This is a genomic window from Spirillospora sp. NPDC047279 (genome assembly GCF_040643285.1).
Taxonomy (GTDB): Bacteria; Actinomycetota; Actinomycetes; order Streptosporangiales; family Streptosporangiaceae; genus Spirillospora.
Map to the genome: position 1 here is coordinate 610,793 of NZ_JBEYUA010000003.1, position 24,970 is coordinate 635,762.

At 70.8% G+C, this 24,970-nt stretch carries 19 protein-coding genes, 1 tRNA gene and 1 pseudogene; 10 read left to right on the forward strand and 11 right to left on the reverse strand.

The features are described 5' to 3' along the window. Positions 1 to 177: 177 nt before the first annotated feature. A complete protein-coding gene (locus ABZ810_RS10135) occupies positions 178 to 1,263 on the forward strand; it encodes a LacI family DNA-binding transcriptional regulator (RefSeq protein WP_358401625.1) in 1,086 nt (361 codons plus the stop codon). Between the two features lie 146 nt (positions 1,264 to 1,409). Continuing rightward, positions 1,410 to 2,639 carry an ATP-binding protein gene (locus ABZ810_RS10140; protein ID WP_358401714.1) on the forward strand — a complete coding sequence of 410 codons (1,230 nt, stop codon included), beginning with the start codon at positions 1,410 to 1,412 and terminating at the stop codon, positions 2,637 to 2,639. Between the two features lie 102 nt (positions 2,640 to 2,741). On the opposite strand, the gene ABZ810_RS10145 is transcribed toward ABZ810_RS10140, so the two are convergent. After that, on the reverse strand, positions 2,742 to 3,614 hold the full coding sequence (locus ABZ810_RS10145) for a helix-turn-helix transcriptional regulator (RefSeq protein ID WP_358401627.1): 873 nt from the start codon (positions 3,612 to 3,614) through the stop codon (positions 2,742 to 2,744). Between the two features lie 280 nt (positions 3,615 to 3,894). Between ABZ810_RS10145 and ABZ810_RS10150 the strand changes: the two genes are divergently transcribed. The 6 genes from ABZ810_RS10150 to ABZ810_RS10175 all read left to right on the forward strand — a co-directional run bounded on the left by ABZ810_RS10150 (position 3,895) and on the right by ABZ810_RS10175 (position 9,092). Next, the gene (locus tag ABZ810_RS10150) at positions 3,895 to 4,872 is read left to right on the forward strand and encodes an aldo/keto reductase (RefSeq protein WP_358401629.1); all 978 of its coding nucleotides are present in this window, start codon (positions 3,895 to 3,897) and stop codon (positions 4,870 to 4,872) included. A 70-nt stretch (positions 4,873 to 4,942) separates the two neighbouring features. Continuing rightward, positions 4,943 to 5,200 carry an alcohol dehydrogenase catalytic domain-containing protein gene (locus ABZ810_RS10155; RefSeq protein ID WP_358401631.1) on the forward strand — a complete coding sequence of 86 codons (258 nt, stop codon included), beginning with the start codon at positions 4,943 to 4,945 and terminating at the stop codon, positions 5,198 to 5,200. Between the two features lie 10 nt (positions 5,201 to 5,210). After that, the gene (locus tag ABZ810_RS10160; RefSeq protein WP_358401633.1) at positions 5,211 to 6,059 is read left to right on the forward strand and encodes an aldo/keto reductase; all 849 of its coding nucleotides are present in this window, start codon (positions 5,211 to 5,213) and stop codon (positions 6,057 to 6,059) included. Between the two features lie 26 nt (positions 6,060 to 6,085). Next, positions 6,086 to 6,796 carry a flavodoxin gene (locus ABZ810_RS10165; RefSeq protein ID WP_358401635.1) on the forward strand — a complete coding sequence of 237 codons (711 nt, stop codon included), beginning with the start codon at positions 6,086 to 6,088 and terminating at the stop codon, positions 6,794 to 6,796. A 391-nt stretch (positions 6,797 to 7,187) separates the two neighbouring features. Further along, a complete protein-coding gene (locus ABZ810_RS10170; protein WP_358401637.1) occupies positions 7,188 to 7,442 on the forward strand; it encodes a hypothetical protein in 255 nt (84 codons plus the stop codon). 957 nt (positions 7,443 to 8,399) lie between these two features. Further along, positions 8,400 to 9,092, forward strand: a complete 693-nt coding sequence (locus tag ABZ810_RS10175) for a hypothetical protein (protein ID WP_358401639.1) — start codon at positions 8,400 to 8,402, stop codon at positions 9,090 to 9,092. Between the two features lie 407 nt (positions 9,093 to 9,499). Here the strand turns inward: ABZ810_RS10175 and ABZ810_RS10180 are convergent, their stop codons facing one another. The 5 genes and pseudogenes from ABZ810_RS10180 to ABZ810_RS10200 form a co-directional block, all read right to left on the reverse strand. Continuing rightward, positions 9,500 to 9,928: a hypothetical protein gene (locus ABZ810_RS10180; protein WP_358401641.1), complete on the reverse strand. Its 429-nt coding sequence runs from the start codon at positions 9,926 to 9,928 to the stop codon at positions 9,500 to 9,502. 346 nt (positions 9,929 to 10,274) lie between these two features. After that, positions 10,275 to 10,552, reverse strand: a pseudogene (locus ABZ810_RS10185) (hypothetical protein); the annotation flags it as partial. A 240-nt stretch (positions 10,553 to 10,792) separates the two neighbouring features. Beyond that, positions 10,793 to 12,130, reverse strand: coding sequence for a tetratricopeptide repeat protein (locus ABZ810_RS10190; RefSeq protein ID WP_358401643.1), 1,338 nt, complete (start codon positions 12,128 to 12,130; stop codon positions 10,793 to 10,795). Positions 12,131 to 12,381: 251 nt separating this feature from the next. Then, positions 12,382 to 12,615, reverse strand: coding sequence for a hypothetical protein (locus ABZ810_RS10195; protein ID WP_358401645.1), 234 nt, complete (start codon positions 12,613 to 12,615; stop codon positions 12,382 to 12,384). A gap of 22 nt (positions 12,616 to 12,637) precedes the next feature. Continuing rightward, complete coding sequence (locus ABZ810_RS10200; RefSeq protein ID WP_358401647.1) at positions 12,638 to 13,399, reverse strand: L,D-transpeptidase; 762 nt, start codon at positions 13,397 to 13,399, stop codon at positions 12,638 to 12,640. A 93-nt stretch (positions 13,400 to 13,492) separates the two neighbouring features. On the opposite strand from ABZ810_RS10200, the gene ABZ810_RS10205 reads away from it, so the two are divergent. Next, positions 13,493 to 14,182, forward strand: a complete 690-nt coding sequence (locus ABZ810_RS10205; protein ID WP_358401649.1) for a response regulator transcription factor — start codon at positions 13,493 to 13,495, stop codon at positions 14,180 to 14,182. Then, entirely contained in the window at positions 14,172 to 16,220 is a 2,049-nt protein-coding gene (locus tag ABZ810_RS10210; protein ID WP_358401651.1) for a HAMP domain-containing sensor histidine kinase, read from the forward strand. The genes ABZ810_RS10205 and ABZ810_RS10210 overlap by 11 nt, the downstream gene beginning before the upstream one ends. Positions 16,221 to 16,505: 285 nt before the next feature. Here ABZ810_RS10210 and ABZ810_RS10215 read toward each other — a convergent pair. The 5 genes from ABZ810_RS10215 to ABZ810_RS10235 all read right to left on the reverse strand — a co-directional run bounded on the left by ABZ810_RS10215 (position 16,506) and on the right by ABZ810_RS10235 (position 24,659). After that, positions 16,506 to 16,596: transfer RNA gene (locus tag ABZ810_RS10215), tRNA-Lys, on the reverse strand. A gap of 68 nt (positions 16,597 to 16,664) precedes the next feature. Then, entirely contained in the window at positions 16,665 to 17,894 is a 1,230-nt protein-coding gene (locus ABZ810_RS10220; RefSeq protein WP_358401653.1) for a TIGR02679 family protein, read from the reverse strand. After that, positions 17,891 to 21,958: a TIGR02680 family protein gene (locus ABZ810_RS10225; RefSeq protein WP_358401655.1), complete on the reverse strand. Its 4,068-nt coding sequence runs from the start codon at positions 21,956 to 21,958 to the stop codon at positions 17,891 to 17,893. The genes ABZ810_RS10220 and ABZ810_RS10225 overlap by 4 nt, the downstream gene beginning before the upstream one ends. Next, positions 21,955 to 23,118: a TIGR02678 family protein gene (locus tag ABZ810_RS10230; protein WP_358401657.1), complete on the reverse strand. Its 1,164-nt coding sequence runs from the start codon at positions 23,116 to 23,118 to the stop codon at positions 21,955 to 21,957. Before ABZ810_RS10230 ends, ABZ810_RS10225 begins: the two co-directional genes overlap by 4 nt. Beyond that, entirely contained in the window at positions 23,118 to 24,659 is a 1,542-nt protein-coding gene (locus ABZ810_RS10235) for a TIGR02677 family protein (protein WP_358401659.1), read from the reverse strand. The genes ABZ810_RS10230 and ABZ810_RS10235 overlap by 1 nt, the downstream gene beginning before the upstream one ends. Positions 24,660 to 24,970 lie beyond the last annotated feature (311 nt).

Here is a 24,970-nt window from a genome sequence, read left to right on the forward strand (position 1 = left end):
TTAACGTAGGCGTAATCTCGAAGACCCGTCAAGGCTCAATTTGAGTAACGATCCACAGCAGATGAGCAGCTAGATCAGCTTCTGTGAAAAGGAAGGGTCCAAATTATGGGTAACGTTACCCATCACCTGCGACCGTCCTGCCCCTACAATCGAGGCGCCGCCTGAACGAGGAGGATCATGGCCACCGGTGATGGGCCGCGTCGAGTGACGATCGCGGACGTGGCCAGCCACGCCAAGGTCTCCACCACCGCGGTGTCCAAGGTGATACGCAACGCCTACGGCGTCAGCCCGGCCATGCGCGAGCGGGTCAGCGCCGCCATCGCCGAGCTCGGCTACCGGCCGCACGCCGCCGCCCGTGCGATGCGCGGACGCACGTACACCATCGGCCTGATGCTCCCGCACATCAGGAACCCGTTCTTCGCCGACATCCTCGACGGCCTGATGGAGCAGCTCGCCGACACCGACTACCAGGCGATCCTGATTCAGGGCGGCGCCACCCGCACGACCGAGCGGCGGGCCGTCGACGCGCTCATCGACCGGCAGGTCGACGGCATCGTCATGGTCGGCCCTCTCGCCCCCAAGACCCGCCTGGAAGAGGTCGCCAGGCAGACCCCCACGGTGGTGCTCGGCCGGCACGAACGCTCCACCGTGTACGACGCGGTCTTCGACGACGACGAGACCGGCGCCGAACTGGCCGTGCGGCACCTCATCGACCTGGGGCACCGCCACATCGTGCACATCACCCACCAGGACGACAGCGTCGCCCGCCCCGCCGACCTCCTGCACAAGATCCGCTCTGAGGCCTACGAGCGCGTCATGCGCGAGCACGGCCTCGCCGACGAGATCGCCGTCGCCACCACCTACTACACCGAAGAAGGCGGCTACCAGGGAGCCCTCGAACTCCTCGAGCGTTCCCCCTGCCCGACCGCCATCTTCGCCGGCGCCGACCAGGCCGCCTTCGGTGCCCTCGCCGCCGTCCACGAGTCCGGCCTGTCCGTCCCCGGGGACGTCTCCGTCGTCGGCTACGACAACACCCGCCTGGCAGCGCTCCCCAACATCTCCCTCACCAGCATCGACCAGGACGGCGCCCTCATGGGCCGGACCTCCGGCCGCCTCCTCCTCGAACGCATCGAAGGCCGCACCTCAGCCGTCCGCTTCTCCGTCACACCCGGCCTGGTTCAACGCCGTTCCACCGCCCCACCGCCCCACAGCGCACGAGCCCACGCCTCGTCCGGCATGGACACCGCGAACCCGCCTCACTGAGCACATGACGCCGGCTGGAAGATGCGTGACGAGTTTGGCGGTCACCGAAGCCTGTCTTGGCGTGCTGATTGCTGTGAGAAGGGGAGGTTTCGGTAGACAGGCAGGTGGTTCGGGTTCACCTGAAAGGGTGGGGGCCGTTGGACGGGGTGGATTTCGCCGCGGTGTTCGACGCTTTGCCGATCCCGACCGCGCTGCTGGATCCCGGCGGTGTGTATCTGCTGGTCAACCGCGCCTATGAAGCCGTGTCCGGGAGTTCTCAGGCCTCGCTGATCGGCGAGAAGAGCTATGAACGGTTTCGCGGCGGCCCGGCCGATCAGGGCGCGGTGATGTTGCGGGCGTCGCTGGAGCGGGTCGTCGCCGAGGGCCGCGTCGATGTGATGCCGCTGCTGCGCTATGACGTGGAGTCGCCCGCCGGTGTGATGGAGGAGCGGTACTGGAGTTTGATGAACGCTCCGGTGCTGGGCCCGGACGGTGCCGTCAGGTACGTCATCCACCGGGTCGAGGAGGTGACCGCGTTCGTCGATCAGGTGCGCGGCCGCGCCTCCGAGCCGATGAGCCGCCGCGCCGGCCCGGTCACCCTCAAGGCGCGGATGCAGGTGATCGAGGCCGAGCTGTACGCGCGCGCCACCCGGTTACAAGCCGACAACCTGCGCCTGCACCGTGCGCTTGAGGGCGATCTCGCCGAGCTGCGCCGCGAGATGGAGCGTCACCGCAACGCCGTCGCCGACACCTCCCACGACCTGCGCGGCCCCATCACAGGCCTGCAACTGCGGTTGCAGGCCGCGCTGGAGGATCCGCGGGCCGATCCACACGACATCCTGCGGGCGGCGCTGCTGGACGCCGAACGGCTCGGTGACATCGTCGGCGACCTGCTGGAGCTGGCCCGCCTGAACGCCGGGGTGGCGGCCGAGCGGGAGCGGGTCGACCTGGCCGGGATCGTCCGAGCCTGCCTGGAGCGGCGCACGCTGACCGGACCGGCGGTCGACGCCCGGCTGGAGGAGGGCGTGGTCGTCACCGGATCGCCCGTACGGTTGATGCGCCTGGTGGAGAACCTGGTGAGCAACGCCGAACGGCACGCCCGGTCGCGGATCGAGATCCAGGTGGCCGCGCGGGACGGGCACGCGGTCCTGGAGGTGAGCGACGACGGACCGGGCATCCCCGAGGAGGATCGCGAGGCGGTGTTCGACCGGTTCTTCCGCCGCGCCGACGCCCGCCGCGCCGACCCGTCGGGCACGGGACTCGGCCTGGCGATCTGCCGGGAGATCGCGCACGCCCACGCAGGCACGCTGGACCTCGCCGACAGCCAGACCGGCGCCCGCCTGGTCCTGCGCATCCCGTTGGGCCCAAGCGCCCCGCAGGACGAAGGCGCAGTGTGAACGGTCCCGAGTAACCGGATGGCAGCCAGACACGAGCTCAACGCCACCGTCTCGTTCTCTTGTACTGCTCCGCCATCCGCCCGCCGGCTGTTGTCTGCGCGGTCATTCGCCCGCCGGGGCGGGGGCGTCGGCGTTCCGCGCCGCCCAGGTGGCGAGGAGTTCGAGGCCGTCGCCGGAGGGGGTTCCCGGTTCGGCGGAGTAGGTCAGGAGCGTGAGGGTCTCCTCGCCCGGCAGCTCGAACGCCTCGTAGTCCAGGTCGAGGTCGCCGATGGCGGGGTGGTGGAAACGTTTGCTCCCGTGCCGGTGAACGTAGACGTCCTGGGCGGCCCACCAGGAGCGGAAGGGGTCGCTGCGCATGGACAGCTCACCGATCAGGTTCACCAGGTGCTGGTCGTGAGGGTTGCGGGCGGCGGCGATGCGCAGCGCTGCGACGGCGGAGCGGGCGACCTGTGCCCAGTCGAGGTAGAACCCCTGGGCGTGAGGGTTGAGGAAGGTGAAGCGCATCGAGTTCACCGGCAGGGACGCGTTCGCGGCGAACATGGGCGCGTACAGGGCCATGCCGAGGGGGTTCGCGGCCAGGATGTCGAACCGGTGGTCGCGCACGAACGCCGGCACCCCGGTCATGGCCTCCAGCACCCGGCGGACCGGCGCCCGCACCTCGGGTGTCTTGACGCGGCGGGCACGGGCCTGCGGGGTGGCGGCGGCGCGGGCCAGGTGGTGCAGGTGCGCGGTCTCGGTGTCGTCGAGCCGCAGCGCGCGGGCGATGGCGTCCAGGACGCTCTCGGAGGCGCCGGCGAGGTTGCCGCGCTCCAGGCGCGTGTAGTACTCGACGCTGACCCCGGCCAGCGCGGCGACCTCGCCGCGCCGCAGCCCTTCCACCCTGCGGCGGCCGTGCGAGGGGAGTCCGGCCTGCTGCGGGCTGACCTTCGCCCGGCGTGAGCTGAGGAACGCCCGGACCTCGGTGCGGTTGTCCATATTCCCAGGCTAAGCACCCATCCCTGGATGAGGGGGTCCCTGTCGGTACCCCTTTAGGCGGTGACTGTCTGCCGGTACAGGTCAAGGGTTAGCTGTAAGCAGCGAACCCGCGCCCCGGCCGGCACACGTCTCCCGGCCCAAGGCCCCGGGCAAAGAAACGTTTGCCCGGGAACGGCCGCCGCGATAGTCCGGGCCTACCGGGCCCGGGTAGGGCTCCGATGAGCAGCCGGGTCAGACGGCACGAGTCGGGGGGGTCCGACCTCACAGGGGGATAGCGATCATGAAGCATGTGAAGCTCGGCGAGCTGGAGGTGGCTCGGATCGGGCTGGGCGCGATGGGCATGTCCCACGGCTACACCGATTCGGGGACCGACGAGACCGAGTCGATCGCCACGCTGCACCGCGCCCTGGAGCTCGGTGTCACGCTGATCGACACCGCCGAGATCTACGGGCCCTACACCAACGAGGAGCTCCTCGGCCGGGCGCTCAAGGGCCGCCGTGACCAGGTGGTCCTGGCGACGAAGTTCGGGATGATCGCCCACGCTGGGGCCGGCCCGTGGAACCTGGACTCCAGCCCCGCCAACATCCGCACCGCGGTCGAGGGATCGTTGAAGCGCCTGGACACCGACCACATCGACCTGTACTACCAGCACCGCGTCGACCCGGCCGTCCCGATCGAGGACACCGTCGGCGCGCTGGCCGAGCTGGTGGCCCAGGGCAAGATCGGCCACATCGGGCTGTCGGAGGCCGGGCCCGACACCATCCGCCGCGCCCACGCCGTCCACCCGGTCACCGCCGTGCAGTCGGAGTACTCGTTGTGGACGCGCGGCCTGGAGCAGCGGGTCCTGCCGCTGCTGCGCGAGCTGGGCATCGGGCTGGTGCCGTTCGCGCCGCTGGGCCACGGCTTCCTCACCGGCACCATCCGCTCCACCGACGGTTTCACCGAAGGCGACTTCCGGCACGGCAATCCGCGCTTCACCGGCGACAACTTCCAGCGCAACCTGCGCATCGCCGACGAGGTCGAGGCCGTCGCCGCCGAAGCCGGCGCCACTCCCGCCCAGGTCGCCCTGGCGTGGTCGCTGGCCCAGGGCGACGACATCGTCCCCATCCCCGGCACCAAGCGCGTGCACCGGGTGGAGGAGAACACCGCCGCCGACGACCTCCGGCTGACCGACGAGCAGCTCGGCAGGCTGAGCGGCCTTCCTCCGGCGGCCGGCGACACCCACACCGAGGCAGGACTGCAGATGCTGGAGCGCTGACCCGGGCGGTCGCTTCACCACCGCCCGGCTGCGGGCGGGGGCCGGCCAGAGCGAACGAGAGGAACAGCCCATGCGTGCAGCCGTGATGTGCGGCGCCGGTGACGTGCGCGGCGAGGACCGTCCCGACCCCAAAGCCCAGCAGCCCACCGACGCGGTCGTCCGCGTGGTGCTGTCGTGCGTGTGCGGCAGCGACCTGTGGCCCTACAAGTCGATGCCCGCGGCCGGCACCGGGCGGCCGATGGGACACGAATTCCCGGGCGTGGTGGAGGACGTCGGCTCCGACGTGACCTCCTTGAAGCCGACGAACCAAGCACCATCGCATCGATGAAGGACAGGTCATGCAGAACATCACCCTGAACAACGGTGTGCGGATGCCGATCCTGGGATTCGGCGTCTTCCAGATCCCGCCCGAGGAGACCGAGCAGGCCGTCACCGACGCGCTGGCCGCCGGCTACCGCAAGTTCGACACCGCCTCGGCCTACCAGAACGAGGAGGCCGTCGGCCGCGCCCTGAAGAACAGCGGCATCCCGCGCGACGAACTGTTCGTCACCACCAAACTGTGGGTGCAGGACGACCCCGCGGACGACAACACCAAGCGCGCCTTCGAGACCTCGCTCACCAAGCTCGGCCTGGACCACCTGGACCTGTACCTGATCCACCAGCCCTACGGCGACGTGTACGGCCAGTGGCGCGCCATGCAGGACCTGCACCGCCAAGGCCGGATCAGGGCGATCGGGATCTCCAACTTCCACCCCGACCGCGTGGTCGACCTGATCGACCACAACGACGTGGTGCCCGCGGTCAACCAGATCGAGGTCCACCCGTTCTTCCAGCGCGACACCGACCAGAAGATCAACAGCGACAACGGCGTGGTCATCGAATCCTGGGGCCCCTTCGCGGCCGGGAAGAACAACCTGTTCACCGACCCGGTCCTGACGCGGATCGGCGAAGCGCACGGCAAGTCCGTCGCCCAGGTCGTGCTCCGCTGGCTCATCCAGCGGCAGATCCCCGTCAACGCCAAGTCGGTCAGCCCCGACCGCATGGCCGCCAACCTCGACGTCTTCGACTTCACGCTCACCGACGACGAGATGGACCGCATCGCCGCCCTGGACACCGGCACCACGCTCTACTTCGACCACCGCGACCCCGCCATGGTCAGCCGGCTGGGCACCATGCGCGTCGAGTGACGCGACCAGAAGGGCACGAGGCTGAGATGAGACCACCACCACGCGCCGCGCTCGGGCGCCGCTCGCTGCTGCGCGGCGCCCTTCTCACCACCGGAGCCGTGATCACCAGCGGTTGCTCCCCACCATCACCGCGCGGCTCCAGCCCCTCGTCGGGGCCTTCATCGAGACAGCCGAGCGAACGCCCCGTTCCGCGGCGGTCTTCCTCGACGGGCGCGCCGGTGCTCCTGGCCTACTTCTCCCGAGCGGGCGAGAACTACCACTACGGCGGCCGTCGCAACCTGGAGATCGGCAACACCGAAGTCCTCGCCCGGATGATCCGCGAACGCCTGGACTGCGACGTCCACCGCATCCAGCCCGCCGACCCCTACCCCGCCGACTACGACCAGACCGTCGCCCGCAACGTCGAGGAACAGAACGCCGATGCCCGCCCCGCCATCGCCGGCGCCCTGCCCGACATCGACCCCTACCCGACGGTCCTGCTGGCCAGCCCCATCTGGAACGTCCGAGCACCCATGATCATGCCGACGTTCACCGACAAGCTCGACTTCACCGGCAAGGTCGTCCACCCCCTCACCACCTACGCCATGAGCGGTCTGGGCACCACCGAACGCGACTACGCCGCCTCCTGCCCCCGCGCCACCATCGGCGCAGGCCTCGCCGTCCGCGGCGAACAGGTCACCAGCGCCGGACCCGACATCGACGCCTGGCTCCGCCGCACCGGCCTGCCTCCCCGCTGACCCGGCGCCCCGGGGAATTTTCAAGGCAGTCACCGAGCCCCGCCCGCCCCGGGCAGAGCCCCTCCGATGACGAGCTCGCCGATGAGGCCGGCCAGGTCCTTGTCGCGCGGAAGGTCGCCACGATCGGCGTTCCCTCTGCAAGATCGCTATCCTTCGGGGATGCGGCTTTTCAATGGAGATCCCGCACCCCCTCCCCGCGAGACACCAGCCGATCTGAGGTGAGCCCGGGTCCACCCGTGGGTGGGCCAGGACCTGATGCCTGTCACTTTTGTGGAGCCGTCGGTGTCTCGTTGGAGCGCGTGGACAACGACCGGTCCGAGCAGCTGCGACCCGGGAACCGAACGCACCGTGCCGGTGACCGGGGATCCGTCCGCCGCCTTGCACGCTGAGCTTGAGCGTTCAGCTTCGCGAGATTCCGCCGGCGGCCGCTCGAATCGTCTCGCTGCGCCGCAATGTCTTCGCCAACGATCCGCAAGGACCTGAACACGAGTCACAGGCCGATGCGATCAAAGAGATCACGGAAAAAATCACACGCGAGGTTGCACTCGAGTACGAGCTGCAGAGCGACGGCGAGTGGGAGCGCCAGTGGTGCTACTTGATAGACACCGACCACACTGTCCACGGCTACTACGCCTATCACCGCTAGGCGATTCGCTTTCTGCCGGCGGCGCCTGAACCTCGACCCCTTTCAAGACGCGGTCATGCGGCTCGCGGAACTGGAACAAGGGAGCAACGCCGATCTCGCGCTACGGTACCTTCAACAGGTCACTGACAGAGTCGACGACCCGGCCGCTGATGAGCTCCATAGAAAGATGATGCGGATCCAGGCGGCTCGCCCCCGATACCAACCGGACGCGCCGACGCCTCCATCGGGCTCATGCACCAGCGGGCGTCGCTGCGGACAGACGAGTGCGCCGTCAGGGACTTGACTCCCGAACCCGCGGCTTAAGAGTCGCAACCCTGCATGCCAGGCGGTATTCGCCACCGCCAGATCGTGCCGTTCTGTTCGCGTCGGTGGCGCTTCACGTGACGCACCCTGTCGACTCGTGACACCCGCTACCAGAGCCGCCGAGCGAACATGGCGATTTGCGACCATGAACGCCGGCTCAGGGCGAGGGGAGCTGAGAGCGCATCCTGAAGTCTGATGATGTCGGCGAACGTGTTGCGATCCGCCCCCGGTGGCCCTGCCAGTGTCAGGGACCTTGTGGCGGGAGCCCTGGGCACGTGCGTTCACTGTCAGCGCGATCCGAGGACGATGATGACGGGGATGAGGGCCAGTGAGAGGCACAGGACCCAGATGGCGGCGGCGCTGCCCCGGTGTTTCTGCGGCCCCTGTCCAGCGAGCCCCGGATGCAGAACCACGACGGCGCGGCGTAGTTCAACCGTACGTCTCGCCCGGCTGGACGTCGATCGCCGTCTCCGCCCGGCCGTACATCAGCAGGCTCACCCTGGGGTTGGGGACCTCGACGAACACCCGCGATTCATGCCCCCGGCGTTCGCCCTCACTAAGGTCGAGAAACAGCTGACCAATGTGCTTGGCCCGGCCCCCTTGGCGACCGGGTGAACTACGCGCAGGCAACAGCCGCACCCGAAAAGGAGATCGATGACTAAGCGCGCCGGCAACAGCCGAGTCTGGGATCCGTTCGGCACGCTTGGCCGGCTCCTCTGGATCGGTGGCGGGCAATGGGCCGGCAAGTCCACCGTGGCCCGGCTGCTGACCGACCGATACGGGCTGACCGCCTATCACTACGACCATCACGACGCCCGCGGCCACAACGACCGTCGGATCGCCCGCCAGGTCAAGCTCGGCCACTCGCCTGCCGATCCGGACCCGGAAACCATCTGGGTGAACACCACCCCAGAAGACATGGCCGCGGAAACACTGGTCGGCTTTCCGATCCGCTTCGAATGGGCTCTGGACGACCTGCGTGCTCTGGTCTCCGGGCGGCCCATCATCGCCGAAGGCTGGGGTCTTCGCCCCGAGTTGGTCGCACCGATCATCGATTCGCCACGGCGGATGGTCGTCATGGTGCCCACCGAGACATTCCGCGACCGGCAACTGGGTGAACTCACCCGAGCCGCCGCTGTCAGCCACGACCTCAGCGATCCCGCCCGGGCACAACGCAACCGGCTCAGGCGAGACCGCCTCGTCGCCGACGACGCCGTCCGCTCCGCCCAGCACCTCGGCATCCGTGTGATCGAAGTCGACGGAACTCGCGACGCCGACGCCATGGCCGACATGGTCGCCGATCACTTCCGGCCCTACCTCCCACCCCCGGAAGAGCACAGGCCCTGACCAGCGCACGCATAACGCCATGCGGACATGGCATCCAACAGTCCGGGTCGGCGAGTTCGGCGTGCGCCCGAGACGAGTTCGTGACGCTCGCGCCCGATGGGTGAGGCGGGGACGTGACCCCCGGTTCTCCGGCCCGTCCTCCCAGCGGGCCGGGGACCCGGCATCGCGACACGGGTCAGGCGCCGCGGCGGATCGGACTGCTGGAGGGCCGGCTCACCGTGGACCCGCCCGACGGGACGAGGGTCCTCCCGAGGTCCCACGAAGCCAAACAGACATGATCGTATAGCTGCCCGGAGCGTTCCGGTTGGGATGAACGCGTCCGAGCCGGCGGGCCCGAGACGATGGCCCGGGGAAGGACAGGGAGACCTGCGCTGAGGAACGACGGCTCGGGGAGCGGACGAGATTGGCTATTGGCAGATGGTGACGGTGCCGGAACGCAGCTGATGGCCCTCTGCGCCGGTGGCTTTGATGCGCCAGCTGTAGGTGGCCTGGAAGCCCACCAGAAGGGGTCTGCCTATACAGGGTTCCAGGCTGGAGGCGAAGTCGTCTCTGACCTCTTGCCAGTCAAGGTTCGGCAGGGATCCACCAGGTGGTGAGACTGACACGCTGCCGATTTTGACCCGCGCGTCGGCGCCGCCCGCGACGTCGATGATCCAGGCCCATGCTCGGTAGCGACGGTTCACGTCGTCGTAGCGCAGTTCGAGACAGCGCAGGATCTCGGGTCCTCCGACGCAGGTACCGTCACGGGCGGGATACCGGTGAATCGTCGCGTGGGCGTTCGGACTGCCGATCATGATCGCTGGTCCGGCCAGCGCCGCGACGGCGAGCAGCCGCACCCCTGTCCTCGAGATGGTCTGCAACGAGCCCTCCTGAACGGTTGTGGCTTGGACGGACGTGTGGGCACGTCGAAGACCGCTCCGACAGTGCCGTTCGCACTGAGCGCGTAAGAACGCCGCTTCAGCCCGACTGCCTCAAGCGTCCAAGCACATGCGGAACAGGTCCTTCAGATGAGCGCACAGGTTTTGGGTTTGCGTGCACGGTCGCGCCCAACCACCGGAACGGGCGCGACCGGGCTGGCCGGAATGCGGTCTGGCCCCGTGGACGAGTCGAACTATCGGGCCGTAAGGATCTACTGACTCTCCTTGGGCCGCCGAAGTCGAGCGGGCATTCGCGCCGACGTCTTCAGCGGTTGGGAAACCGGGAGGTCAAGCGGCCCCGAGCGGCTGGTTTGCGTGAGGGCCGGTCGGGCTGTTGGTCGCGGAGCATGGCGTAGCTGACGTCGGAGCGGCGGGCAGACCAGGCAAAATGAGCGCGGCGTTGTGTTTCTTGCCCTGGGCTCTCTTCTTGTCGTAATAGGCCCTGCTCAAGGGCCCGGAGAGTGAGGCGAACACCGCTAGGGGCATGGCCTGTCCGAGGGCATCGTTGCCGCCTTCGGGTGGGTGTTCGCCCGCGTTCCTGATCCCGAACCCGTGCATCGAGATCAGGACCCGGGCGAGACAGCGTCATGTTCTCCACACGATGCCTGCGAAGGGACTGGATGCGGACCGTTGAGAACGCACGGGATGTGGCTATGTCGTCGACCGACACCGCTAAGACGTCCGCGCCCGCGAGCAGGCATGGAGCAGCCGTGGGAAAAAAGGGGGCAAATCACCCCGTGCGCCCAGCCGGAAAATAGAACCTGTTCAATCTGCCCGGCTCGATCAGGTGGCCTTGCCGCGGGCGATGTAGAGGTTCATGTCGGTGAAGTCGACGGTGATGTTGTAGGGCTTCCAGAAGCAGTGGGCGAACCAGACCATCGAGTCGACCCCATCCCCATAGGGCCAGGGCACGTTGACCTCTGCGTTCGGGTTCGTGTAGCAATAGACCTCCTTGGCGACGGCGTCGCCGATGCGGATCTCCTTCGGGTAGCAGGGGTAGGCGACGGCCGGGTGACTTTGGGCAAATGTCCCGATCTGGCGGTCGTAGTCGACGCGGACCCCCAGCTGCTCGGCCGTTTCCCCGACCATGCCCGCGGCGATCTCGCCGACGCCACCGAAGTTCACGCCCACCACCCCGGCGCCGGAACCGGCTGCGCCGGCGAAGCTGCCCGTGCTGCTCAGATATTGCTCACGGCCCAGCCACAGCGGCAGGGGCTTGGTGCCCGCCCGGGCGGCGTCGGCGCGTACCTTCCTGGCCGCTTCGGGGGTCGGGCGGCGCAGGATCAGCGACTGGCCCGCGTAGTCGAAGGTGGTCAGCAGGTGGTAGAAGACCCACGTGCCGATCAAACCGTCGCTGTCTGTGTCGACATCGTCGCCCGACTCCGTCGCCGACCAGCTCACGGGGACGTTGCGCAGTTCGATGCCACCGAGCTTGAAGGAGTCCAGTATCCCGTAGTACGCCCATATGGTGGTGCCCTCGAAGTCGAGCTTCTGGCTGGCGACCGGGCTCAGCCCGGCCTCCTTGGCCACCGACGCACGCATGCCCAGATACGGGGCGCCGGTGTAGAACACGAAGCGCTTCGCCGGGCCGCCGTTGACCGAGGCCTCCACCAGTGGCTCCGGGTCCATCTGCTCAATTTTTACCCGGCCGATGTCGCCGTGGATCTGATACGCCTCGCCGCGGACTGCCGCGAACCATTTGGCGTAGGCGTCCTCGCCGGCCGCCTGCCAGCGTGGTGCGGCGAGGGAGTATTTGTCCTGCCGGATGTAGCAGTCGCCCAGGTAGTAGTTGGTCTCCTTGTCCTCGGGCGCCAGTTTGAGGGCCATGTTGAGATACTTTTCAGCGTCGGGGAACTTGTTGCCCAGCAGCCCGATATAGCCGCGCCGGCGGGCCGCGTGCAGGTTCGCAGGGTCTTTCTTCAGGATCTCCTCATACGCCCGGGCGGCCTGCTCGAACTTCCCCGCCTGGTACAACGCATCCGCGTCACCGCCGCCGACTCGCGCCGTGGCCGCGCCGCCCAGTAGTGGCGCGGTCGCGGCGGCACCGGCCACCACGGCGGCGCCCCGCAACAGCGAACGCCGGTCCCATCCTCCGTCATTAGTCCGAGTTTCCCTGGTCATGGCCTCTTCCTTTCTCCCTTTTCGTGATCACTTCCGCGGCGGTGTGAATCTTGATGTGCCGCATGCCGGGAGATGCTGGCCGAGGAAAGTGAAGAAGCTGTGAGGCCGATGTGATGATCTCGTGGTGCCGTTCAGGTCGCCGAGCAGCACCACCCGCTCGTTCTGCTCGGCGGCGACGGCCCTGCCGAGCAGGCCGCAGCCGGAACCCCGTCAGGCCCGCACGGGAGATGTGCGGGCCTGCGGTCCAGGGGTCAGCCGGTGTAGTTCGGCGCCTTGGGGATGGGCTTGCCGGGCGGCGCGGCGATCGGCGGCTCGCCGGGCTTTGACGGCTTGTCGCCGGGGCGGCTCGGCAGTTGGCCGGGCGCGGTGGGCGCGGCGGCCGGCGTGGTGGTCGAGGCCTCGGTGGCGGCCTCGGCGGCGGCCAGACCGGTGCCGGCCAGGCCGACGCCCAGCGCGACGGCTCCGATGAGGGGCTTCAGGCGCATCGATGTTCCTTCCGTTGTTGTTTCATTCCTTGACGACGACCGGTGTGCCGATCGCCAGGGTCTTGGCCATCCAGGTGATGTCGTCGTTGGCGACCCGCACGCAGCCGTGGCTGGCCTTGTCGCCCAGCGCCGACGCCTTGTTCGTGCCGTGCACGGCGAGCTGTCCGGGGCCGCCGGCGAAGGTCTTCAACGTCGGGGAGAAACCGCTCAGCCCGAAGGCGTACGCGCCGTAGTCGCCGTTGGGGTTCGGCGGTTTGACCAGCTCGGTGAAGTAGAAGCGGCCGGCTGGGGTGGGGGTGCCGCCCTCGCCGGTGGCGACTTGGCCGGTGCGCAGCACCTTGTCGCCATCGAAGACGGTGAACGTGAACGCCTTCGGGTCGATCTCCACCCGGTGGGTCGTCGACGACAGCGTGACGTCGGACGCCTTGACCCAGCCGGTGCTGCCATTGGGCCGGATCGGCAGCAGCACCTTGAGCCAGTCGCCGTCCTTGGTGTCGACGAGGAGGACCCGGGTGGCGCCCATCTCGTTCGGGCTGGACAGCGTCTTCCAGGCTGCTCCGTCACCCTTCTGCTTGTGCACGGCGATCCGGCGGCCGCGTACGGTCGCTATCTCCGCACCGCCCTGCAGCTGCGCTGCCTGCTGTGGCCCGGCGTTGGCCGCCGGGCTGCCCGTCCGGGGCGGCCCGCCCTCCGATTTGCCATCGTTCGACGAGCCGCAGCCGGCCAGCCCGGCGATCAGGCCGGCGGCGAGCAGGACGCCGGTGTGAATCTTGACGTGGCGCATGCCGCGAGATGCTGGCCAAGGAAAGTGAAGAACCTGTGAGGCCGTTGTGATGATCCCGTGGTCCCCGTCACGAGTCGCCTACGCTCGAGGGCTATGTGCGCGAATGTCCTGGTCGCGGAGGACGACGCCAAACAGGCGGAGCTGCTGCGCCGCTATCTCCAGCACGAAGGACACTCCGTGGTCGTCGTCCACGACGGGCGGACCGCGATCCACGCGGCTCGCGCGCGCCGCCCCGACCTCGTGCTGCTCGATGTGATGATGCCGGGCGTCGACGGCCTCGACGTGTGCCGCGTGCTGCGCGCCGACTCCGACGTGCCGGTGCTGATGCTGACCGCCCGTTCCACCGAGGACGACCTGTTGCTCGGCCTCGACCTCGGCGCCGACGACTACGTCACCAAGCCCTACAGCCCGCGCGAGCTGATGGCCCGGGTGCGCACGCTGCTGCGGCGCACCGGCCGGGGGACCGGCGAACGGGTGCTCCGGGTCGGCGGCATCACGGTGGACCCCGAGCGGCACACGGTGCTCGCGGACGGTCGCGAGGTCGAGTGCACGCCCGCGGAATTCCGCATCCTGGAGGCGCTGGCCGCGCGGCCGGAGCAGGTCTTCACCCGATCGCAGCTCCTGGAGCACCTGCACGGCTTCGACCGCTTCATCACCGAACGCACGGTCGACGTGCACGTGAAGAACCTGCGCAAGAAGATCGAACCCCAGCCGCGGCGACCGGTCCGGCTGCGCACGGTGTACGGCGTCGGGTACAAGCTGGTGGGCGACCATGCGTCATAGCCTGCTCGTACGGCTGGTCGCCAGCTCGGTGCTGATCGCGGTGTGCTCGATCGTGGCGACCGCGTGGCTGGCAGTGCGCAACACGTCCGGCGAGATCCGGCATCAGCAGGGCCAGACGCTCGCCCGCGACGCCCGCATCAACGACGCGCTGCTCGGCTACGCGGCGAGCCACCCGCGGTGGGACGGCGTCGAGGAGACCGTACGCGCCCTGGCCCGGCAGAGCGACCAGCGGGTCGCGCTGGCGACCGAGGGCGGCACCCGGATCGCGGATTCGGCGGCCGGTCGCCCGCCGCTGCCGGCGCGGCCCTCGGCCGTCGTCGACCCACTCGCTGTCGACGTCTCGCTGGTGCCCGGCGCGGCCACCGACCGCATCGACGCACGCGCGGTCGGGCCGTTCCGACTGCCGGAACCCGAGCGGATGCGGCTGCGCAAGGATGTCGATGCGCAGGCGGCCTGCCTGCGGCGGGAGAGGCAGCGCGCCACGGTCGTCGTTGGGCCCGGTGGCCGCGCGTACCTGCGGCGCGAAGGCGGGCCGACCACCCCGGCGCCGGGCACGGCCTCCTCGCGGCCGCCCATCGGTGCGCCGTCCGGACAAGGCCCCTCCACGCCGCGAGCGACGTCCGCCGCACTGGCTGCTTTCACGACGCCCGCCGTGGCGCTCCTGCGGCCGTCCGGCGGCGAAGCCGGAGGGCTCGCGGGCGGCGCTGCAACGCGGCTGGTAGCGACCGCAGCGACGATGAACCCTGCTCCGCCGGCCAACCCGGTCGAAGAGCCGCAGCAGCCGGGGACCGAGCCCGGCAAGCCGACCGGCCGGTTGGAGGACCGGTCCACCGTGACGACGCAGCGCACGGTGCTGCCCGCACCGCCGAGTCCCGGCTCGCCGCCGTGCTCGTCGGACGTGCCCGGGCCGACTGCCACCGAGAAGCGCGCGCTCAGCCGGCTTGCCGCCCTGGTCCGGCAGTGCCACGGACGCCGGGTCGAGGTGTGGCTGGACGAGACCGGCACGCCGGCCGCTCCGGCGTCGGCCGCCGAGTGCCTGGCGACCGCGCGCCGCACCCAGTTGAAGCCGTACGTCGCGCCGGCCGCGCTGCTCTACATCGGCTCGCCGGAGGACCGTACGCCGACCCTCGACCCGTACGGCATCGCGGGGGTCACCGCGGTGATCCTCGCCCTGGCGGTCGGTGTCAGCGTGCTCGTCGCAACCCGGCTGGTGCGGCCGGTGCGGGCGGTGACCGCGGCGGCCCGGCGGATGCGGGCCGGCGACGGCTCGGCGCGGGTCATGGTGCGAGACAAGGGCGAGGTCGGCGAGCTGAGCGCCGCGTTCAACGAGATGTCCGAGCACCTGGACCGCATGGAGCGGCAGCGCAAGGCGATGGTCAGCGACGTGTCGCACGAGCTGCGCACGCCGCTGAGCAACATCCGCGGCTGGCTGGAGGCCGCCCAGGACGGCGTGGCCGAGCTGGACCCGGCGCTGACCGCTTCGCTGGTCGAGGAGGCCACATTGCTGCAGCACATCGTCGACGACCTGCAGCAGCTCGCGCTCGCCGACGTGGGCAAGCTGCGGCTGCACCCCGAGCCGGTCGACGTGGCCGACCTCGTCGAGCAGATCGCCACCGTCCACCGCCCCGCGGCCGAGGCCGCCGAACTGGCGCTGACCGTCGAGGTGACGGGCCATCCGTGCCTGGACGCAGATCCGGTACGGCTGCGGCAGGCGGTCGGCAACCTGCTCGCCAACGCGGTCCGCTACACGCCGGCCGGCGGGCGGGTAAGCCTGCGCGCGGATACCGACGGCGATGACGTGCTGATCGAGGTGGCCGACACCGGGCCGGGCATCGCGGCCGAGCACCTGCCATATGTCTTCGATCGGTTCTGGCGGGCCGAGAAGTCGCGCAGCCGGCAGACCGGCGGCAGCGGACTGGGCCTGGCCGTCGTGCGGCAGCTCGCCGAAGCGCACGGCGGGTCAGCGGCGGCGCGCAGCGAGCCGGGCCAAGGCGCGACGTTCATCCTGCGGCTGCCCCGGACAACCGAGATCGCATGATGGCCTTGCATGCCGCGACCCGCAGAGTTTGGCGCAGGTCAGGTGCCAGTTCAGCGATCAACTCCACGGCCCAGGACACCCCGTGACCTGGCTACATGGCTTCGGGGTCAGGGGTGCGTCCGTCCGCGCATGGCCGTGCTTCGGGGAGCCTTTGCAGGGCCTGAGAGGGGGTGATGTGCCCGGTCCGCGCCCGCAGGTAGGCATGGAGCGACTGTGGGGGCTAAAGGGGGTAAAGACGGTGCGGGGCATACGTGACATTTTCGCGTATGCCCAGGTGGCGTGCGGTACGCCGTCAGGGACTTGAACCCCGAACCCGCGGATTAAGAGTCCGCTCCGCTCGCTGTTACCCGTGTCGTTCGGTGATCCGCGGTGTCGTTCTGTGCCGCTTCATCCGCGCCTCGTCCGATTTCGATGTCGGACTCTACCGCCTGCTGGTGGTCCGTGTCATTGCAGGTCGGCAAGGAGATCGGTGAGGACGAGCTCTTCCTCGACGCGGACGGCGCGTTCGGTCATCGCCGCGGCGAGGGCGGGGTCCCAGGGGGTGGGGGAGGGGCGTCCGGGCAGGGGCGCCGTCGACTGGGCCGCTCGGTAGGCTTCCGCGTCGTACCGCCAGGGGCGCCAGCCGATGCGGTCGTAAATGGCGGCGGCGATGCCGACTCCTCCCCAGTCGAAGTCGCCGTGATAGGCGAACTCGGAGCCGCCTGCGGCGAGGAGTTCCAGGAGCCGCCAGACCGCCGCCGAAGGCCGTCCACCCGCGCAGATCAGGGGAGGGCAACGCTTGCCGAGGGCGTCGGCCGCGGCGGCGACCACCACCGGGTTCTCGCAGATGCGCACCAGCCCGGCGGCCATGGGCTCCGGGTGACGGCGCAGCTGGCGCAGGGTCAGCGCGACCGGCTCGCCCGCCTCGCCCGCCACCGCGAGCATGCGGCCCGTCGTGGTGGCCTGATCGCCTCGCATTCCGAGGCAGAGGACGGAGGAGGACAACTCGTCGAGGTGAACGCCGACCCTGGCCCAGGCGGCGCGGCGGGACTCGGCTCCGCCTTCCACCCGGTAGGGCAGCCCGCTGAGGGCGCGGACGGCTGACAGGGCGAGCGTGGCCAGCGCCGAGCCCTCGTCGAGGGCGTGCGCGTCCCCGCAGGTCTCGGCGGCGAACCTGCCCAGCGGAACGTCCGGGGACGGCAGCCGGTCCAGGACCGTGGCGAGCGCGCCGAGGACGGTTCCGGCCTCGGCGGGGCCGGTGGTCAGGCGCCGTACCAGACCGGTCGAGTCCAGCCATGCGCGCCAGCCGTCCAGTTCGGTGCGGTCGGCGATCACCCGGTCGAGCATCGCGAACGCGTCCTGCCAGGCGGCCTTCGACTCGGCCCTGTCCCGGAGAAGGTCGCGGACGGGGCCGTCCAGCAGGACGACGGCGGCGGCCAGACCGCCGGGGGAGGCGCCGCTGGCTCGCAGGACACGGTCGACCTCGTCCAGCGACACCGAGAGCGAGGAACCCGATCCGGCGCGGCGGCCCAGGAGGAGTTCCACCGCGCGCCGCTCCTCGGGGGTGGCCTCGGTCAGCGTGACCGTTCCGGTGAGCGGGGCGCCGCGTTCGAGCCGGCGTCGTGCGCGGGCCCGGAGCCAGGCGATGTCCGGGCCGCCCAGGAGCCGCCGGAGGCGGTCCACCTCGGCGCTCACGCGAACAGCCCGGCCTGCTCCGTGGCCGCGGCGGGCGCCGGGGAGAGGTCGGCGCGGGTGCGTTCGCGGCCGTCCCAGCGCCAGGGCGTCACCAGGACGGCGTCGATGCCGTCCCGCCGGGAGAGCTGGCTGATGGCCAGCCCGGGAACCTGCGGGTAGCAGCCCCACTCGCGTTCGCTGGTCATGACCACGTCCATGTCGAACGTCGCGAGCAGCCCGAGGCATTTGGCGCGCGAGTCGTCGTCCACACCCGCGAAGGCCTCGTCGAGCGCCACCAGGCGCGGAGCGTGCGGGTTGCCGGCGGACTTGTAGTGCGCCGAGGCGGCGGCGAAGAGGGGGACCGAAGCCGCGAGCACGCGTTCGCCGCCGGACGCGGGCCCGGTGGCGGTCCGCCAATGGCCGTCCTGGAGCCGCTGGATCGCGAACTCGTGCCAGCCGCGGTAGTCGAGCGCCCGGGTGAGCTGCTCGGTCCAGCCGGAGGCCGGGTTGTCGGCGTGCTCCCTCGCGATCTGCTCCTGGAGGAAGGCCCCCACCGCGGCGCGGTCGTCGACCGACCAGGCGTCGACGGTCTGCCGCAGCTTCTCCCGGACGCGCTCCAGCCCGTCGGGGGCGTTGCGGGCGGGCTTCCAGACCAGGCGCAGCCGCATCCCGGTGGATGTCGGACGGGACGTCAGTTCGGCGTTCATCTCCCGGACCTCGTCCTCGGCGGCCGCGATGAGCTCGTGCAGGGTGCCCGCCACCTCGTTCAGCAGGTGGTTCTCCAGGATCTCCCGTTCCTTGGCCGACAGCAGCTGCGCCCGGTGCGCGGTCTCGGCCTCCAGGGCCTCGGCGAGCCCGGGAACGTTGCGCGACCGGCCCTGGAACACCACGTCGACGACCATGATCCCGTCGCGCAGGGTCAGCCCGACCGAGTGGCCGTGCCGGGACATGGCGTCCGACAGCAGCTTGTGCTCCTCGGCGACCCGCTTCTGGCTGCGGTCCCACGGACCGTCCGCGTCGTCGACCGTGTCGAGTTCGGTGTTGACCGTCCGGGCCAGCTGCACGGCGGGGGTGGCGGCCCATTCCTGTGCGGGGTCGGGGATCTCCAGCCCGGGGAGGGCGACGCCGAGCAGCCCGGTGGTGGCGAACGCCCGGAACCCCGCGACCGCGTCGTCACGCGCGTCCGCGGCCTGCGTGATCTCCGCACGGAGGCGCTCGCACGCCCCCTCGGCCTTGCCGCGCCGCTCCAACGCGTCCCGCTCCCGTCTCTCGGTCGCCTTCGCGGTCTCGTCGCGCGTCTGGAGTGCCCGCCGCACCTCCTCCAGCCGGCGGAACAGCTCTTCGACGGCGGCGCCCGCGGTTTCCACCAGGGCACGGTAGGTCTCCCCGGCCGCGGCGGCCTGCTCGCTGGCCAGGGCCGCCTGCTCGGCCGCCTCCTCCAGCCGTGCCTGGACGTGTTCGAGCTCATCGCGGGTCTCCCGGATGGACTCGCGGGCGGACAGCAGCGCGTCGGCGGCGGGCCAGAGACCCGCCAGCGCCAGCCGGTACTCGGTGACGCCGGTACGGACTTCGGCGAGCTCGTCGTCGCCGGTCGGGAGGCCGACGTCACCGGCGAACTCGGTGGCCTTCTCCTGCGCGGCGGCGACGTCGCCCTGCCGGTCGGCGACGACGGTGAGCGCGGCGCGGTGCTCGTCGTCGAGCTCGCGTCGCCGCCGGTGCTCCCCGGCGAGCCGGACGTGGGCGTCACGCAGATCGGTGTCGCGGGGGACCTGCCGGTGCTCGGCGGCCAGGGTCTGCTGCCGTCCGGCCAGCGCCAGCAGCTCCCGGTCCAGTTCGTCGATCCGGGCCTCGGCCTCGTCCAGGTCGGCACGGAGCCGGGCGAGCCGGGCCCGCCGGGCGGCCTCGCGCGCACCCTCCCCGATGTAGTCGGCGCTCGCCTTGTGCCAGGAACCGGTGAGCACGCCGTTGGCCCACCGCCCGTCCACCGCGACCCACGTCCGCGCGCCGGGTCCGAGCCCGATCCCGGCGAGGACGGCGCGGACGGCGTCGTCGCCGAGCGCGGCCGCCCGCGGATCGGCTCGATCGATCGCCGGGTGCAGCACGGCGCCGCAGGACGGGCCCTGGACGGCGGCGCCCGTGGTGAGGAACGTGTCGTCCGCGCTCAGCAGCGTGCCCTGCGGCGTCACCCAGGCGTCGAGGACGCCGGACGCCTCCAGCGCGGCCTCGAGCCCGGCCCGGTGCTCGGCCGGGACCGCGTCGGCGAAGTCGACGACGCGCCACAGCGGCGCGCCGGGCCGGTCGGTGCGCGCGTCCGGGGCGCGGGTGTGGGGGACGGGCGGGACGTCGTGTTCACCGGATTCGAGGCGTTCGATCTCCTGCGTGAGGCCGCGCGCCGCTTCGCGCTGGGCGTCCCGCAGTGAGGTGAGCTCGGCCTCACCGCGGCCGAGCGCGGTGGTCGCGGCTCGCGCCGCGTCGTCGATGGCGGTGGCGGCCGGGTTGGGGCCCTCGGCCGTCTGCGCCCACGATTCGAGCTCGGCCAGGATCACGTCGGGGTCGCCGACTTCGATCTCGGAAAGCCGGGCGAGGTAGGTGATGTAGGCGTCGAGCAGCTCGGCCGTCGCCGATCGTGTCGCCGTGCCGGCCGTCTCGATCCGCTCGGCGGCGGCCTGTAGCTCGTGGATCAGCCGCTCGACCTCGGCCTGGGCCTTCTCCAGGCGCGTGCGGGCTTGGGAGAGCGTGTCCAGGAGGCGGTCGAGCTCGGCCAGGGCTCGCCTGCGGGCTTCGGCGAGGTCGTTCGCGTCCCGCCGCGCCCGCGCGAGATCGTCCTCCCATCGAGCGATGATCGCCAGGTGTCCCGGCGTGCACCGGGCTTGGGCGGCGGCCTCGGCGGCACGTTCCTGCTCGGCCGCCATGGCCCGCGTCGCATCGTCCAGCTTCTGCCGGGCGGCCTCCGCGCGCTGCCGGCGGCGTCCGGCCTCCGCGGCCTGGGCGTCGCGATCGCGCTCGCAGCGCTCGGCGTGCGCGGCCAGGCGGCGGGCCTCCTGGCCCATCTGCTCGATCCGCTTGGCGTCGCGCATCTCCGGGCTGGCCTGCAATGCCTCCCGGCGGGCCTCCAGCCGGGTCCGCTCGGCCGCCAGCTCTTCCAGCAGGCGGGCGGCTTCGTCCAGGTCGGCCTGGGCGGCGGCGCGGCGGCTCTCGGCGTCGGTGAGATCCCGGCCCAGGTGCTCGTATCTGCTCTGCGTCAGCCGGGGGCCGGACGCCTTGCGCTTGGCGGCGATCCCGGCGTACCGGCGGTAGTGGGCGAGGAAGGCGGAGGCCGCCTTCTGGGCTTCCTCAAGGGCGCGCAGCGCGTCGCGTTCCTCGTCCAGGCCACGGAACGCCTCGGCCACCGTGGTGATCAGGGCGGGGCTCAGCGGTGGGAGCGCTTCGGTGAGGGCGCGCGAGAGCAGACGTTCGTCGGGCTTCTTGGACAGCTGCGGTTGGCGGAGCTGGATCAGCAGATTGACCAGCGACTCGTAGCGGTGCTCGCCGAGCCCGAACAGCGTCTCGTCCACGGCACGCCGGTAGTCGGACGCCCGGTCGTACACCATGCCATGCCCGTCGATCGCCTCGCGCAGCTTCTCACGGGTGAGCGAGACCCCGGTGGGGGAGACCAGGCCGAGGTCCGCCCCGACCCGCCGCGTGGTGACGAAGAACCAGTGCCGGACGATGCCGCGACCGCTCACCGCCTTGAGTCCGCACCCGACCGTCCGGTACTCGGTCGCGCCGTCGGCGGCGCGGCGGCCGAACTCCAGCCAGGTGTAACCGAGCCGTTCAGGATGCGGGTGCTTGCCGCCCAGCAGCAGATTCCACTCCATGCGCTTCTGCCGGTCGCCGTCGGGCTCGACGCGGTGTGGGGACAGCTCGCCGTCCAGCAGGAAGGGCAGCATCAAAGCCAGCACCTTCGACTTGCCGGTGCCGTTGTTGCCGCGCAGCAGCAAGCGTCCGTCGTGGAAGCGGAACTCCTCCACGTCGTAGTAGAACATGTCCACGAGCCCGGCGCGCAGCGGCTTCCAGCGCTCGGAGGTCGGCTCGGGCAAACTCACGCGTGGGCCTTTCGGGTTTCGCGGATGGTCGGTTCGTCCAGGGCGTAGCGGGCGATCGCCGGCAGGGCTCGCACCCGGTCGGGCAGCACCACCACCAGCCGCAGCGCGGCCAGCTTCTCCAGGGCGACGTTGAGCAGCTCGCCCTCGGCGCCGGGCTCGGTCACGCCCTTGCGCCAGTAAGCGGTGTGCTCGGAAGCGGCCTTGCGGACGAAGGCCCTGAGCTCGTCGAGGTCGGCCTCCGCGCGACCGGCGAGGTATTCGGCGACCAGGAGGGTGACGTGCCCGTCGGTGCGCTGCTCGGGCATGCGCACGTCGGTCAGCTCGTCCTCGGGATCGACCATCGCGATCCCCTCCGCCCGCACCTCCGGGACGAGCCCGGTCGCCTCCTCGACGCGGCGGGTGATCGCATGCCGCTGCGAGGTGAGGTACGCCCGCTCGGCCTCGTCGAGATCCTCGAAGTAGAGGACGGGATCCTCCAGCAGCCTGCGCGTCAGCCGGCGCCGTAGTGCCTGATTGCGCAGGTCGTCGGTATCGGGAACCGGCTCCTCGGTGAGCGCCCGCAGACGTTCGTCAAAGGACGCCGCGGTCACCGTGGACGGCCCGCGCACGCCGGTGAGCAGCGCGGCCAGCACGTTCCGCCGGACATCGTAGAGGACGTCCCCCGTGGCGGTCAGGTAGGCCTCCTCGTCCCCGGCGACACGGCGAAGCACACCCCAGTCGAGCAGGATCCGCACCACCGCCACCAGATCGGCCCGCTCGGCCCGGCTGTCGAGCGTGAACGGAAAGTCCAGCCCGGGTTCGGCGGCCGCATTCAGCACCTCCTCGGCGAGCCGGCCCAGCGTCGTCTGGGCATCGGCCCGTTCCAGCACGGCCAGCGCCAGGCACAGCACCACGTAGCGGCGCCGCCCGAACGGCTCCCTGGACTTTCCCCGCGCCGGATGCGTCCCGTCGGAGAGCGTGGGCGCGGTCTTGAACAGCCGCGCGGTCTCGGCGTCCACCTGCAGCCGCCAGCCCGTCTCCCGGCTCAGCCAGTCGCGCAGCTCCGCCTGGCACCGCCGGACCAGGACCAGCTCCTCCGGATCGGCGTCCGCGGTCAGCAGCGGCCTGCGCAGCAGAGCCCGCAGCGCCGCGCGCCGCCTCTCCAGTTCGTCATCGGTCATCACGACGACTCCATCAGATCGGTGATCTCGATGATGTGCTCCGGCCCGGTCAGCACCCCGTCCTCGGTCCGTACCGAGACCTCGCCCCCGTCCGCCACCACCGACAGCCGCACCTCCATCGACCCGTCCCCGGTCACCGCCTTGACCTCGGTCTCGCCCGGCCCCCGCGCCGCCAGCGCGTCGCCCAGCAGCGCGAGGAAGAGCCGGAACGCCCGCGGATCGAGCACGTCCAGCTCCGACAGCAGCGTCGGTCCGCCGGTGCGGAGCCGCGCCCTGGCCGCCGCGGTCTCGGCCGCCTCCCGCTCGGCCTGCTCCCGCAGCATCCGCCGGGCCTCCGACCGGTCCTGCACGCGGTTGGGCTTGCCGCGCCGCTCGTACGACCCGGTCCGGCGAAGCTGCGGCGAGATCCGAACAGGCGGCGCCTGGCTCCATGGCACCCCCGCGTCCTGCTCGTCCCATGCCGACAGCGTCTCCGCCGTCACGGTGAGATGCCGCGCCGAGGTCAGCCCGAACGCGACCCGCCACAGCCGGTGCATCGCCTCCTCGTCCGGCGCCTCGGCGAACCAGCGCGCCAGGGTCCGGAAGTCCGCGCTGCGATCGGACCGGCCCGCCCGCCGCTCGTTCAGCAGCCCCACCGTGTCGATCAGCTGCTTGATCGCCGTCACCGCCGCCTGCCGCAGCAGCCGCGCCTGCGACGGCCGCCCCGCCCCCGCCGACACGAACCAGTCCCGCAGCCCCCGCCAGCGGTTGCGCCACGTGTCCAGCGCGGCCGCCTCGGCCCGCGCGAGGGCCTGCGCCGCGTCCGCTCCCTCAGGCACCGCGTCGGCCGCCTCCCGCCGCGCCGCGAGCACCAGCAGTCGCTCGTGCCCGCGGGATTCGAGCCCGTCCAGCAGCGCCGCGATCCGCGCCCCGGAGTTGGCCAGATCCGCGATGAACCGGTTGATGTAGTCGATCAGGCGTTCCTTGTAGGCGACGAAACCCTCGACGTCCCCGTCGGAGAAGTCGATCGCCCTGCGCAGCGACGCCATGAAGGCTTGCGCGTTGTCGGCCAGCGACGAGAACCGCTCGGCCAGGCTCAGCAGCAGCAAGTGGACCTTGACCGGGTCGGGGTCGGCCTCCCCGCCCAGCGCCGTGAGCGCCTCGAGCTGATCCGCGATGTCGGCCAATGCCACCGACTGCAGCGACCCGCGCCTCCCGATCGCCTCCTCGTAGAAGGCGATGGCCTCCTCCGCGGCGTGCCCGGCCGCCGTGAGCTGGAACAGGAACCGCTTGCGGTGGAAGTCCTCGACGGTCGTGACCCGCCCGGTGTCGGCGTCGGTCCGCAGGTTGCCCCAGCCGACCAGCTGCTCCAGCGCCTGCCCGAGCTGCTCGTCGCTCTCACGCCGCAGCTCGGCCGCCACGTCCTCGGGCCGCAGGTGGACGATGAACCGCTCCTTCGCCCGCGCGAAGGCCCGCAGCACATCCCGGTAGAGCGCCGCGTTCGGGGCGCTCAGATGAGCGAACGGCTGAGGCTCCTGCTCAACCCGCTGCTGCTCGGCCACCGGTACATTCTCGCCGATACCACCGACAGACTCGTACGCTTCCGACCACCCCGCGCGTCACCGGTGGTTCATCGGCGTCCTCGCCCAGCGATTGGCCGGATCGGCAGCATTTCTTGTATTTGGCGTAGAGGCGACCCGCATGGTTGTCGGCTGAGACGTCGTGCCGCGAACCCCGAGCCCAGGCGGTGAACGAGTCAAGAAAGGATTCTGGCGCGTCACGGATCGAGGCCACTGGTGGCCACCGCCGGACCCGTCCGTCTGCGGGGCCGACAAATGCGGCCGGGCGGGCGGTCTCGCGCGGATAGGATCGG